Below are 13,569 nucleotides of genomic sequence, written 5' to 3'. Positions count from 1 at the left end.
AGGCTACCGAGTAGCCAATTCAAAGTTCCATCACCGTTCGCACAACCCATTCCGGGAAAGCGCGGCCAACGATGGAACCAGCCATGCAACTTGCTCACCAGTCAAAACCTGTTGTCCCTCGCGACAAACTCATAGACCTACACCCCGTATGCGGAATTTGCGGTGTCAAAAAGTCAACCATTTACGCTTGGTTGAAAGACCCGAAGTCTGATTTCCCTCGACCAGTGCGCTTGAGCGCCCGCATGGTGCGATGGTCAGAAGCATCAGTGCTGCAGTGGGTGCAGAACCGTATCAATTCAGCCACCACGACAGGGGAAGGGCTTCAATCATGAGCCACGGCCCCGACTACCTCAAGGCCCAAGCCTTGAAGCTGGAGGCCCAGCAGCTCAAAAATGCCGCACAGCATCTTTACGCTGATTTTGAAGCCGCCGACGACTATTCAACTGAGGTCTACCTCAAGGCTTTTGATCATCTGGATATTGCGCTGCGTTTCGTGGCTGGCTTTGCCAAGGCCAACCGTTGTATGACAGCCGCGCAAGTCAAAAACTTGGATGAAATGCTGGCGTCTTTCCTTGATTTACACAGAGCGGCGGGGCGGTCTGAATCCATAAAAGACAGTCTGGTTTATCGCATGGCTGACATGCTGGGGATATCAAGCAGCGAGCCACAGAGACCTTGAGGCGGTGACCATGACGACACCGCCCACAACCGACACCCGCCCGGCCCAAGCGGCCCGGGCGGCCAATTTTCTGGAACTGCACCCCAACAGCACCGCCCAACAGCCCAGCCCGACCTATTCACAAACGCTTGAAGCGCCCGTTTAACTAATTTCCAAAGGATTCACCATGGCACTCGCCACCCTATCCATTGATCTTGTTGCCAAGATCGCCAAATTTGAAGACGACATGGGCAAGGCCGCCCGCGCTGGCGAGAAAACTGCACAGCGTATCAACGCCGCAATGAGCACCATGCAGGCCACGCTTGCTCCCCTGGCGGCCGGTATCTCGGTGGCTGGCTTGGTCAACCTGGCTAAGTCAGCTATCGATAGCGTCGACGCCCTGAACGACCTGAAAGACGCCACAGGGGCCAGCATCGAGAACATCAGCGCCCTTGAGGACGTGGCCGCCCGCACCGGCACCAGCTGGGACACCGCCAGCGCTGGACTGATCAAGTTCAACAGCATTTTGAACAATGCCAAACCCGGAAGCGACGCCGCCAAGTCGTTGGAGCAACTGGGCTTGAGTGTGGAAGACCTCAAGCGCCTTGACCCTGCAGAAGCCATGCGCCAGACCGCCGTGGCGCTATCTGGATTGAGCGACGAGGTTGCCCGGGGCCGCGTGGTGGAAGATCTATTCGGCAAATCCACCCGCGAGGTGGCAGCGTTTTTGAAAGATCTGGGAGAGCAAGGCAAACTGGTGGCCACCGTCACTACCCAACAGGCAGAAGAAGCTGAGAAGTTCAATAAACAACTCCTTTCGCTGCAAAAAAACGCGCAAGACGCGAGCCGATCTTTGGCGACATCTTTGCTTCCGACGTTGATTGAAACTAGCAGGGAAATGGCGGCAGGCTTGAAAGTCAGCGGTGGGTTATTTGATGCCACTTTGGCAATCGGCACAAGCAATCCATTCGCCACCGCCCACCAAAATTTGATTGACTACAAGCAGGATCTGGCAGACCTGCAAGAACAGCGTAAAAACATGACCGCCGTCGAGGCGGCGGTGCTTGGCAAGGCAACTGATTTGGCCATTGAACAGGCCCGCAAGCGGGTGGCCTACTACAAAGAACTTGACGACATGACCGCGCCCTATGTTGGCAACGCCGGACGGGGAAAGGTTAACCCAGACCTGCGTTTGACCAGCAATGCAGAGTTTGAGAAGTACCTTGAAAACCTGCAAAAGCAGATCGAAAAAACTCAAGAGCTGACGGCTGTGCAGCAGATCGGCATGGACATCAACGCGGGCCGCCTGGGGGCGCTGACCACCCAACAGCAGCAAAGCCTGATTGATGCGGCGATGCGGCTGGACAAGTTGAAAAAGGCCAACGAAAAGCCGCTGAAGGCCCCACAGTCTGATTTCAGTAAGTACCTCGAAAACTTGCAAAAGGCACTTGAAAAAAACCAAGAGTTGACCACCGTTCAACAGCTGGGCTACGACATCAACGCCGGGCGCCTGGGCAAGATGTCCACCGCCCAGCAAAACGAGCTGGTCAGCCTGGCGCAAAAGGTCGATATCACCAAGGCCCAGACAGAGGCCGAAAAAGAGCTGTCCAAAGCCTTGGCAGAGCGTCTGATGGCTGAGCAAGACACAATCAAGCAGCTTGACGATGAATTCGCCGCCATCATCAGCCAACTGACCGCCAACACCCCCACGGTCAAATTCAAGCAGCAACAAGATGACTTGGCCGCCCTGCAAGAAGCCTACGCACAGGGCCAGATCAGCGAACAGGTCTACGCTGAGGCGGTGGCAGAACGCTTTGACCTGAACAATGAAAAGATCAAAGAAACCAAGTCACTTGCGGAAGAGCTGGGCCTGACCTTCACCAGTGCCGCAGAAGATGCCATCGTGAATTGGAAAGGGTTAAGCGACGTCCTGGCGGGCCTTGAACAAGACATCTTGAGAATTGTCACCCGCAAAGTTATCACCGAGCCGCTCGGTAACTACATCAGCAGCAGCCTGGGCAGCTTGGGTAAGGCCGTTGGTTTGTCCAGCTTGTTCAGTTTTGACGGCGGCGGTTACACCGGGTCGGGCTCGCGCTCTGGCGGGCTGGATGGCAAGGGCGGGTTTTTGGCTGTGATGCATCCGCAAGAAACCGTCACTGACCACACCAAAGGCCAAAGCGCTGGCGGCGGCACCAGTGTTGTCAACAACTACAACTTCACCGTTGGTGATGTCGCCAGCGTCACCACAGTCAAGCAGGCCATTGCGGCCTCAGAGCGCCGGATAGCGGCCACCTACAACCGATCCAACACATACGGTGGCTAACCATGTCGACCAATTCAGACCAAAGCGGGGCGCAATCTATGAGTGCGCCCGCGTCGAACCACGCCCCGCTGTGTGTTGGCACCCTGCTATTTTTGGCGGGTGAGTTGTACGCAGACCCTTGCAAGCTTTCCGAGCTCGACCAGGGGCGCATTCGGTGGGCGATAGCCTCACTGTTGAAGGCCGCCCATGCTGGCGGCTTCACGCAAGGCGACATTCTGGCCACGCTGCTGGCCCGCAAAGACACATCAAACCGTGTCATTGACCTGGCCACACAAGCCTTTCAAGCGGCTGATAGGTCTTTGAAGTGACCCGCCCCACCAGTTCACAACCCCATGAAAACAACAATAACCCCCGACCTGATCCGGGCCGCCCTGCAGCACATCCCCGCGAACCTACCGCGCGACGAATGGGCCCGCGTGGGTATGGCCATCAAGAGCGAATTCCCCGACGAAACAGGACGTGACCTGTTCACCGACTGGAGCGCTACGGCGGATGGCTTTGACCTCAAGGCCGCCCGTTCCACTTGGAAAAGCATCAAGCCCGGCGGCGGTGTCGGCATTGGCACGTTGCTGCACTTGGCCAAGCAAAACGGATTCACCTTGCCCAAGCCCGGCCAGGCACCAGCCCAGCCCGACCCCGCAACAGTGGCACGGCTGGCCAGCGAACGAGCTGCCAAACAGCAAGCCGACCAAGCCCAACTGCAGGCCGCTCGAGAAGTTGCAGCAACCCGAGCCAATGCAATTTGGAATGGCGCCACTGAGTGCACAGAACACCCGTATCTGACGCGTAAGGCTGTAGCCGCGCATGGTCTTCGTGTCGGCGCTTGGGAGATCCTCAACGAGGACACCGGTGAATTGCAGTTGATCACCAAGCAGGCCTTGCTTGTATCCATCCATGACGCTGCCAATCGTATTCACAGTTTGCAGGCGATCTATCCGGCCAAGATCGGCGGCCGTGACAAGGACTATCTCAAGGACGGCGCCAAGTCTGGACTGTTTCACTGGTGCGGTGATCCGGTGGGCGCCGCTGCGCTGCTGGTGGCTGAAGGCTATGCCACAGCGGCCAGCCTGCACGAATGCACGGGCCGCCCCTGCGCGGTAGCGTTTGACGCGGGCAATCTGCCAGCGGTGGCCAAAGCACTGCACCAGGCATACCCGGCGGCGCTGATCGTGATCTGTGGTGATGATGATGCCGCCACCCAAGCCCGAACCGGGCGCAACCCTGGCCGTGAGAAAGCCACAGCGGCCGCCCGTGCGGTGGCTGGCCTGGCGGTGTTCCCCGAACCCTTGCCCGATGGCGTTACCGACTTCAACGACTTGCACCAGGCCGCCGGATATGACGCGGTGGCCACCATCGTGAACCAGGCGATTGACTTCTACGAGCCACCCCAACCGCAAGCCCAAACGCCCGTACAGTCAACGACCGCGCCCAAGCCTGCCAACGGTGCCCAGCGCAGACAAGACAAGCCCAGCGGGGCGAATGCTGGTCCCGGCGCCACCCCTGGCGATGCTGACCGGGTTTATGACCCCTTCGTCATTGATGAAACGGGCGTGTGGTTCTGTGGTGCTGACCAAGACGGCAAACGCAAGCCGCCCGAATGGATCTGCAGCCCGTTGACGGTAGAGGCTTTCACCCGCGACCAGGACGGCGGCGGCTGGGGCTACTACCTGGCGTTTGCTGACCCGCTGGGTGTGCAAAAGAACTGGGCCATGCCTGCCCGCATGTTGTCCGCCGATGGTGGCGAGTACCGCGCCACGCTGTTGAACATGGGTTTGCGCATTGGCACTACACCCCGCGCCCGTAACCTGTTGACCCAGTACCTGCAGAGCCGCCAGCCTGAAGAATTCGCCAGCTGTACCGACCGCATCGGCTGGCATGGCTCCGCCTTTGTGCTGCCCCGTGAAACCATCACCAGCGGCACGGATGCCGAGCGCATCGTTTTCCAGTCAGACGCCCCGATAGAAAACACCTTCAAAGCCAAGGGCACGCCCGACCAATGGCGCGACCGTGTGGGGGCGCTGTGTGCGGGCAATTCCCGGCTGGTGTTTGCGGTGGCCTGCGCTTTTGCCGGGCCGCTGTTGCGCCCGGCGGGTATGGAGTCGGGCGGGTTTCACTACCGGGGCGACAGCTCCAGCGGCAAAACCACCGCCCTGAAGCTGGCCGCCAGCGTGTACGGCGGTGCCAACTACCTGCAGCGCTGGCGGGCCACAGACAACGCCCTGGAGGCCATCGCCGCCCAACACTGTGACGGTTTGCTGATCTTGGACGAACTCGCACAGATCGACCCCAAGACGGCGGGCGAATGCGCCTACATGCTGGCCAATGAATCAGGCAAGGCCCGTGCTACCCGCACCGGCACACCCCGCGCCCGGCAGGCCTGGCGGCTGTTGTTCTTGTCCGCTGGTGAGTTGGGCCTGGCTGACCACATGGCAGAGGGTCAAAAGCGCACCCGCGTAGGGCAGGAAGTGCGCATGGTGGACATTGCCGCCGATGCGGGTGCTGGCCTGGGAGCATTTGAGCAACTGCACAGCATGGCGGGCGGCGCTGCCTTTGCTAAACACATCACCGGGCAGGCCCAAAGCGTGTACGGTGCCCCGGGCCGCGCCTGGCTGCAGTGGCTGGTAGACCATGCCGACACCCTCAAGGCCAGCATTCGCAACGCATCCAACACCCTGGCAGCGGCCATGATGCCAGCCCATGCCAGCGGACAGGTTGAGCGGGTAGGCGCACGCTTTGCGCTGGTGGGCGCAGCCGGTGAGCTGGCCACGGCGGCGGGGCTGACTGGCTGGCCAGCGGGTGAGAGTGAGCGGGCCGCCCGTGCCTGCTTTGAATCCTGGCTGGCGGGCCGGGGTGGCTGTGGTAACGGTGAGATTGTGGCCATGTTGCGACAGGTGCGGCGCTTTCTGGAAACGCACGGTGAAGGCCGCTTTGCCATGTGGCACCGGGGGAGCGATGACCACGCCCCCAAGACCTTGCAGCGTGCCGGTGTGCGGCGCATGTTGGACGCCGATGGCAACCCCATCAAGACCGACAGCGACCACCAGCGAGAGTACGGCGAACGGATGCCCCCGGCCCTGGGTGAAGGTGTGTCGTTTGAATACTTCATCCTGGCTGAGAGCTTCAGGGGTGAGGTGTGCCAAGGCTTTGACTACAAGGCTGTTTCCCGCGTGCTGCTGGATCACGGCTGCCTGGCACCCGACAAGGGCCGGGCGTTTGACTGCAAGGCCCGCCTGCCTGGGCTAGGCAATTCGTGGTGCTACCGGGTGACACCCGCTATCTTTGAGCTTGATCTGTGAGCCGTAACCGCCCCGCGTGAGCGGGTGCCGGGCCGCCCAAAGGGGGCGGGCGGGTGAGCTTCTTCCGCGCTACAAAAGCCGCTGCGATGCAGGCACCAGGCACCAAACCAACAAGCCACCGGACGTTAACGGACGTTCACGGCACCGACTGCCCCCAGTGCCCCCACTCAAAAAACGATCTGCCCCCACTTGGTTTGGGGGCAGATTTATTCAATGGTGACAACGACTTACAAGCGCTTTTGCGGTTTGCCCCCAGTGCCCCCACTTTTTTATGTCGACACCCCGAGGAAACACCCGCCCGAAGCCCGGCCAAACCAGCCCGGCGGGTGGGTGTTGGGTGCGCTTTTGGCATCACCTCGACATGTTGCGCAGCGCCTGGCCTGAGCTGGTGGCCAGCACCCTGACCACCTGGCCCCGTGGTTCAGGTGCCCAACACTGGCGCACCAACTGCCACCGACCGACCGACCGCCCGGCCCGACGTGGCACACGCCTGCACAGTGGCGCCAGCCTGCCACGGTGCGCAGCGCCTGGGCTGATCCGGGCCGCGTGTGGGTGGCCGGGGGGTGGTCAAAAGTCTGGGCGACATAGGGCCTAGACCGACCGGTTACCTTTGTTCGCACCGCCGCGTAATGGGCAGGGGGGAGGGGTGCCGCCCGCTGCCTTGGTGGCTGGTGACCAAGCCCAAGGGGAGGGGCGGGTCAAAAGTCCAGCGAATGCCCGCCGGAAACCGACCGGTTAGCCTGATTTTTATGGAAACACGAAACTACCCCTGGGGGGTTTGATGCTGGTCAGTCTGGTGGCGTCTGGCCAGACGTGAAAATCCCAAAAAAAGGGGGTATCAAACACAAGACCGGGGAACAAACCGGGGAACAAATTCAAGTGTGAAAGTCTGAAATCCAGCATTCATGCGGGTTTAAAGGCATCTTTCAATTGACGCCAGCCCATATACGGCTCCACTTAGGACCACAAAACGACGAAAAACCTCTAAGTAATCAACGACTTAGGGGTTTTTTATTGTGCATGCGGGACAACATGAGGTGACTTTGCTGTCCAAACCCGATATCTGGTGATGGCGTGCGGCCGCGCCAGTGTGGTTAATCCACCATCGGCAGATTTGAGGAAAGTTTGTCAATCAGCTCTCCGTGTCAACACGTTCACGGTGTGTTTTCCAAATGCAGCCAAATTTCATTTCGCCGCAAGAACCATGGCGTGAACGGCGCGTTGTAGCGGGAATACACAGCTTCACCCACCCAAACCAGGTCAGCCGCGCGCAAAGCAGCCTGTAGTTGGCTCAGATGCTCGTCATAGTTGGCATCTGACCAAAACCCTGAGTAGCTGATGACCGCCACGCGACTGGGCGCGATGTCTTGCAGCGTGATCCGCCCATCCAGAGGCTCAGGCGCGCTGGCCATGGTGACGCCTTTGGGCAGAACGAACTGCACCCTAAAGCCACCAAGTGCAGCTGTTTGGGTAACGGGCGCGGTCATGTCCAATTTGACCGGTTCAGCAGCCTGCGTCACTGGCGCGGTCATTGCCAATTTGCGCTCACCTTTGTTTTTGCCAAAGATATAGCCAGCCAGGACAGGAAAAGCCTGACCGCCAGCGTCTGCCGCAGGGCCGGGTACCACGATCTCAGCAACCGCATAGGCCTCGTATTCGCGTACCTCGATGTCTTCAAACTTCCGGACGACCTTGTAGCTGGGTTCTTCGGTGGCGTGACTTGCCACGGGAAGTGCAAACGCGACGAGGCCAAACAGTACTGCCCCGGCAGCAACGCCGTACCTCAGGCTTTGACTGGTTCGTACGCCGCGTCGCAGTTGGCTGTTGATCTTCATGTGCGATGGTCCTTAGGGTTATGGGATGTCAGTATGGGCTATTCGTGGACGACCAGACGTGCGCCAGCGCACCAGATGTACACGATGCGTGAGACCAGATGATGCAGACCATGGGGCAGTTTGTCCGATGGATGCAACAGGTGCCCTTAACTCCACAGAAGTCCAGCAAACGACCTTTTTTCTTTGCCAAATCAGCGACTTATGAGGTTTTTGCTTCCACTGCGGCGCTTGTCGCCTCATTCATGCCACCAATGGCTGGGTCCAACTCAATGCCAACTTGCGGGGTCCACCTTGTAGTAGCCCTTGAGCTCGTCGTACAGCGCGGGGTATTGCTCAGCCGTCTCTGTGGCCTGCTCAAAAAAGGTTTCTGTGGCCACTGCAAAAAACTCTGCCGGGCTCTGGGCGCCGTAATGGTTGAACAGTCCCTGTTCGCCGCGCTGCACTTGGCTTTGCAGTTGGGCATAGGCTTGGCTGAACACCTGTTTCCAGCGCTGCGGGTTGTGCTGCGTATCGCCTGCCGCTGGTGGTGGCGCGCCCTGGGCGGCGCCGTTTTCCTGGTCCAACTGGTGAGCAAACTCGTGCAGCACGACATTGCGGCCATCATCGATCACCGCCGCACCCTCCAGAGTGTCTTGCCATGACAAGACCACCTGTCCTTGTTCCCATGATTCACCAGACAAGGCTTGGCGCTGGTCTTGCTGCACACCGATACCGTCGGTAACCGTGCGCTGAACGACAAACGCGCCAGGGTAGACCAGAATCTGTCGCACATGGGCGAGATGCGCCATGGAGCGATTCAAAACCAGCAAACAGGCTTGCGCCGCAATCACGACGCGCATTTCTTCAGTCACTTGCAAGCCATCACACCCGATGAAGGCTTTTTCTGCAATGAAGACTTGGATGCGCTTTTTCAGTTGCAGCTGCAAGTCCACCGGCAGACGCCGCAGCATGGGCACACGGCGCCGCAGTACCTTGCGCCAATGCGCCGGAAAAGGATGTGTCAACACCCGGCGCTGACGGTAAGCGCGAAGCCACGGTTGTCCCAGAAGCACAAGGACAAAACCAAAGGCCAAGGCACACAACAAATAAAACGCCACGTGTATCCCTTCTGGTCCAGTCCTAGACAAGACCGGTAGCTGGGATTGTTTCTGCGCATTTCAATACGAGTTTTCTGTTCGATGCGTTGGATCAGGCTTTGTAGGGCCGCCAGCCAGATGCAAATCCACTGATCCACCACTCGGACAGTGGCTCGCAGCATGTCTCCATCATGTAAACCGAGGTCGCGCTGTCGCACGGCCCTAGGCTTGGCACCTATGGACACATAAGTTGAAAGCGCGATAAGGCCTCAGCGGTTGGCATCGACCTTGAACGGGCTGTGCCGCACCAGTTCATCGACATACTCACCAATGCCCTCGCGCTCCTGCGTCAGGAAGTTGTCCACCGCCGCAAAAAACTGCGGGTGCGCCAGCCAGTGGGCGCTGGTGGTGGTGACGGGCAGCAAGGCTCGGGCGAGTTTGTGTTCACCCTGGGCGCCGCCTTCAAAACGCTGGTAACCGTGTTCAATACACCACTGCAGCGGCTGGTAATAACAGGCCTCAAAGTGCAGGCAATCCACCCGCTCCAGCGCACCCCAGTAGCGGCCATAGGCCACACGCTCTGTCGGGCGTGTGATGCCAGCTGCGACAGTGACTTCCTGATCTGTGGAGAGTTTTGAGCTATCTTGGCCTCTGGCCCTCATGCTGCTTGTGTTGATAGCTAGCAAACTTGCAGCAATGGGGCGTCCCTCGCGCTCAGCGATGAACAGCACCCAATCCTCGGGCATGTCGCTCGCCATGTGGCGGTAGAAGGCGCGGTTGAAATAGGGTGGGTTGCCGTGCTCCAGGTAGGTGCGCTCATAACAGTGGTAGAAAAAGTCCCAGTCGGTCGGCGTGATGGCCGCGCCTTCCAGCACCCTAAAAGTCACACCAGCCTCCATCACCTTGCGCCGCTCTTGGCGGATCTTCTTGCGTTTTTCTTGTGACAGGCTGGCCAGAAAGTCCTCAAAACTGGCGTAGCCGGGTTGGCTGTTGGACCAGTGAAACTGAATGGTGTGGCGCAGTAGCAGGCCAGCCTGGCTGAGTGCCGTCACATCCTCGTCGCTGGCAAAAAGCGCGTGCAAGCCGGTGAGTTGCTCGGCTGAGCACCAGTCCAGCACCGCATGGACCAATGCCAGGCGGTCTTCTGGCGTGTGAGCCAGCAAGCGGCTACCGGGCACCGGGATGAAGGGCACGGCACACACCGCTTTCGGGTGGTAGGACAAACCATGCTGGTGGTAGGCGCGCGCCCAGCCCCAGTCAAACACAAACTCACCCTGCGAGTGGGACTTGATGTAGATCGCGCAGGCCGCGTGCAACTGGCCCTGGCGCTCCAGCAGAAAGAAACGCGGTGTCCAGCCGGTGGCCGTGGTGGCGCAGCCGGTGCTGTGCAGCGCGCTCAAGAAAGCGTGGCGCATGAACGGTGTGGGCTGGCTCTGGGTAAGTAGCAGCCCATCCCAGGCCCGGGCGTCCACCTCCAGGGGTGAATCCAGCACCCGGATGACATAATCATTTGACTCGGACATCTGTTCTTTTTTCCTTCATTGCACCAAGCTTTCCATGACGCTCAAACTCTGTATTGCCCAACTCAACCTGGTGGTGGGTGATCTGGCCGGTAACTCGCAAAAAATCATCCAGGCCGCCCAACAGGCCTACCAAGATGGCGCCCGCCTTGTGCTGACACCCGAACTCTCGATTTGTGGTTATGCCGCCGAAGACCTGTTTTTGCGCGCAGCTTTTATTGCTGCCTGTGATGATGCCGTGAAAGCCGTGGCTGCGGCGCTGGCCCCGTTGAAAGACCTCTCTGTGGTGGTGGGCCACCCGACTGGCGGTGACAGCCGCACCAAGTCAGTGGCAGTGCAGCAGCGCTTCAACACTGCCAGTGTGCTGCGTGAGGGGCAGGTGGTGGCGAGTTACGCCAAGCGCCAGTTGCCCAACTATCAGGTGTTTGACGAACGCCGTTATTTCTCGCCCGGACAGGAAGTGTGTGTGTTTGAGGCCGGGGAGGCGGGCCACACCGTCAAGGTCGGCCTGCTGATTTGTGAAGACGCCTGGTTTGCTGAGCCCGCACGCCAGACGCGTGATGCAGGCGCGGAGCTGCTGGCGGTGATCAATGCCTCACCGTTCCATGTGGGTAAAGGGCAGGAGCGCGAGTTGATGATGCGTCAACGTGCGCTGGAGTGTGGTCTGCCGCTGGTCTACGCCCACCTGGTCGGCGGGCAGGACGAGGTGGTGTTTGAGGGCCACTCGTTCATCCTGAATGCTGACGGCTCGTTGGCCGGGCGCGCCCCTAGTTTTGTAGAAAATAGCCTTCTAGCCCTTATAGATAAAGGGCAGGAAGCTATGAATATCGTATCAAGCATCGCACCCGACCGGACCCCCGACGAAGACCTGTGGGACGCGCTGGTGCTGGGTGTGCGTGACTACATTGGCAAGAATGGCTTTCCGTCGGTGTTGCTGGGCTTGTCGGGGGGCATTGACTCGGCCTTGGTGCTGGCGATTGCGGTGGATGCGCTCGGTAAAGATCGGGTGCGCGCGCTGATGATGCCCTCGCCCTACACGGCCGACATCAGCTGGATCGACGCGCGTGAGATGGCCAAGCGCCTGGGTGTGCGTTACGACGAGTTGTCCATCGTGCCCGAGTTTGAGGCATTCAAAGCCACGCTGGCCGGTGAATTCAAGGGCTTGGCAGAGGACACCACCGAGGAAAACATCCAGGCCCGCATCCGTGGCACGCTGCTGATGGCTTTGAGCAACAAGTTTGGCAGCATCGTGTTGACCACTGGCAACAAGAGCGAGATGGCCACCGGCTACTGCACCTTGTACGGCGACATGGCCGGTGGTTTTGCGGTGATCAAGGACTTGGCCAAAACCACGGTGTTCCGTCTGGCGCGCTGGCGCAATGCGCACGACCCGTATGGCACCGGTGCTGAACCGATCCCTGAGCGCATCATCACCCGCCCGCCGAGTGCCGAGCTTCGGCCTGACCAGACCGACCAGGACAGCCTGCCTCCTTACGAGGTGCTGGACGCGATCCTGGAGCGTTACATGGAGAACGACCAGAGCATCGAGGAGATCATTGCCGCCGGGTTTGAGCGTGCCGATGTGGAGCGGGTCACCCGCCTGATCAAGATCAACGAGTACAAACGGCGCCAGTCGCCGGTGGGCATTCGGGTGACCCACCGTAGTTTTGGCAAAGACTGGCGTTACCCCATCACCAACCGCTTTCGGGCCTGAGAGAGCTGCTCTCATGCACAATCAAGGTGCATGTCAGCCGCCGACACCCGGCCGGTTGCACCAGGAACTTGCGTATCTAACCATCAACGAGGACATCCATGAAACAAATTACCGCCATCATCAAACCCTTCAAACTCGAAGAGGTGCGTGAAGGTTTGGCCGAATGTGGCGTGACCGGCCTGACCGTGACCGAAGTGAAAGGGTTTGGCCGTCAAAAAGGCCACACCGAGCTGTACCGTGGGGCGGAGTACGTGGTCGACTTTTTGCCCAAGGTGAAGATCGAGGTGGTGGTGAACAGCCAGGACGTGGAGCGTTGTGTGGATGCCATCGTCAAGGCAGCCCACACCGGCAAGATTGGTGATGGCAAAATTTTTATCACCCCGGTGGAGCGGGTGGTGCGTATCCGCACCGGTGAACTGGACCAGTCCGCGATTTAACGCGTCTGTCTGGGCAGGCCCCGCCTTACTTTTTGCGGGGCAGGGCAGTCACCAGCTGGGTGCCCGCCAGCGCATCGTGCCAGAACTGCTGGCGCGGGTGAAAGCGGCTCAGAATGGCCCACACCGCCACCCAGCCCAGCGTGATCACCGTGGCCTCAGCGCCAGGCAGATCAAACATCCAGGCCAGCAGCAGCGGCGGCAGCACCCACAGCCAACTGCACAGATAACGAATCAGGGCGCGGCCTTGTGTCAAGGGTTGACCCAGCCGATCAACCACACGGATGTGCCAGGTTTTCATGGCCAGAGTCTGCCCTTTGGACCACAACCAGCCAAAGTAAATGCCAAACACCACAAAAATGAAGGCCTGCAGTGCATGGCGGTTGTCCATCGCGTTTTTGGTCTGACTCAGGGCGCTGAACAGATAACCAGCAATAAACACCACACCAAACAGCAACATACCTTCATACAGCCAGCACGCCATGCGTCGGCGCAGGCTGGGGGTGGCGAGGGGGGCTGATTCAGGGGATTGTGGGGATGGCAAAGACATGGCTGACATAGGCGGACAAGACGCGGAAGGTGTTCCGCAAGCTGATGACTTTACTTGATTTTGCTGAGTTTTCGAGTTATTGATCGGCGCGGTGCCATAATCGACGCTGCAAATTAAAGCAAACGGATCAAAGTCTGGCGAATTATTCATAACGCTTGTGGCT

The 13,569-nt window shown here is 59.4% G+C and carries 12 protein-coding genes; 8 read left to right on the top strand and 4 right to left on the bottom strand.

What is annotated here, in order from left to right; all coding sequences use genetic code 11:
• The first annotated feature begins 71 nt into the window (after positions 1-71).
• The 6 genes from FDG13_RS10090 to FDG13_RS10070 are packed head-to-tail and all read left to right on the top strand — an operon-like array spanning position 72 to position 6,277.
• Positions 72-332, top strand: a complete 261-nt coding sequence (locus FDG13_RS10090) for a helix-turn-helix transcriptional regulator (protein ID WP_370528201.1) — start codon at positions 72-74, stop codon at positions 330-332.
• Positions 251-679: a hypothetical protein gene (locus tag FDG13_RS10085; protein WP_180126761.1), complete on the top strand. Its 429-nt coding sequence runs from the start codon at positions 251-253 to the stop codon at positions 677-679. The genes FDG13_RS10090 and FDG13_RS10085 overlap by 82 nt, the downstream gene beginning before the upstream one ends.
• 10 nt (positions 680-689) lie before the next feature.
• Positions 690-824, top strand: coding sequence for a hypothetical protein (locus tag FDG13_RS21100; protein ID WP_255435187.1), 135 nt, complete (start codon positions 690-692; stop codon positions 822-824).
• Between the two features lie 21 nt (positions 825-845).
• The gene (locus FDG13_RS10080) at positions 846-2,981 is read left to right on the top strand and encodes a hypothetical protein (RefSeq protein ID WP_180127239.1); all 2,136 of its coding nucleotides are present in this window, start codon (positions 846-848) and stop codon (positions 2,979-2,981) included.
• 38 nt (positions 2,982-3,019) lie between these two features.
• Positions 3,020-3,289 (top strand): hypothetical protein, encoded by a 270-nt coding sequence (locus FDG13_RS10075; protein WP_180127237.1) that lies wholly within the window; start codon positions 3,020-3,022, stop codon positions 3,287-3,289.
• Positions 3,290-3,313: 24 nt separating this feature from the next.
• Entirely contained in the window at positions 3,314-6,277 is a 2,964-nt protein-coding gene (locus FDG13_RS10070) for a DUF927 domain-containing protein (RefSeq protein WP_180127236.1), read from the top strand.
• A gap of 1,154 nt (positions 6,278-7,431) precedes the next feature.
• On the opposite strand, the gene FDG13_RS10065 is transcribed toward FDG13_RS10070, so the two are convergent.
• The 3 genes from FDG13_RS10065 to FDG13_RS10055 form a co-directional block, all read right to left on the bottom strand.
• A complete protein-coding gene (locus FDG13_RS10065; RefSeq protein WP_180127234.1) occupies positions 7,432-8,112 on the bottom strand; it encodes a heme-binding protein in 681 nt (226 codons plus the stop codon).
• A 266-nt stretch (positions 8,113-8,378) separates the two neighbouring features.
• Positions 8,379-9,209, bottom strand: coding sequence for a M90 family metallopeptidase (locus FDG13_RS10060; protein ID WP_180127232.1), 831 nt, complete (start codon positions 9,207-9,209; stop codon positions 8,379-8,381).
• Positions 9,210-9,457: 248 nt separating this feature from the next.
• The gene (locus FDG13_RS10055; protein WP_180127230.1) at positions 9,458-10,711 is read right to left on the bottom strand and encodes a GNAT family N-acetyltransferase; all 1,254 of its coding nucleotides are present in this window, start codon (positions 10,709-10,711) and stop codon (positions 9,458-9,460) included.
• A gap of 34 nt (positions 10,712-10,745) precedes the next feature.
• Between FDG13_RS10055 and FDG13_RS10050 the strand changes: the two genes are divergently transcribed.
• Both FDG13_RS10050 and FDG13_RS10045 read left to right on the top strand, forming a co-directional pair.
• Complete coding sequence (locus tag FDG13_RS10050; protein WP_180127228.1) at positions 10,746-12,422, top strand: NAD+ synthase; 1,677 nt, start codon at positions 10,746-10,748, stop codon at positions 12,420-12,422.
• 98 nt (positions 12,423-12,520) lie between these two features.
• Entirely contained in the window at positions 12,521-12,859 is a 339-nt protein-coding gene (locus tag FDG13_RS10045; protein ID WP_078365769.1) for a P-II family nitrogen regulator, read from the top strand.
• A 25-nt stretch (positions 12,860-12,884) separates the two neighbouring features.
• On the opposite strand, the gene FDG13_RS10040 is transcribed toward FDG13_RS10045, so the two are convergent.
• Positions 12,885-13,415: an RDD family protein gene (locus tag FDG13_RS10040; protein WP_180127226.1), complete on the bottom strand. Its 531-nt coding sequence runs from the start codon at positions 13,413-13,415 to the stop codon at positions 12,885-12,887.
• Positions 13,416-13,569 lie beyond the last annotated feature (154 nt).

Source organism: Rhodoferax sp. BLA1 (assembly GCF_013416775.1).
Lineage (GTDB): Bacteria > Pseudomonadota > Gammaproteobacteria > Burkholderiales > Burkholderiaceae_C > Rhodoferax.
This window is presented reverse-complemented; position numbering and strand designations above follow the sequence as displayed.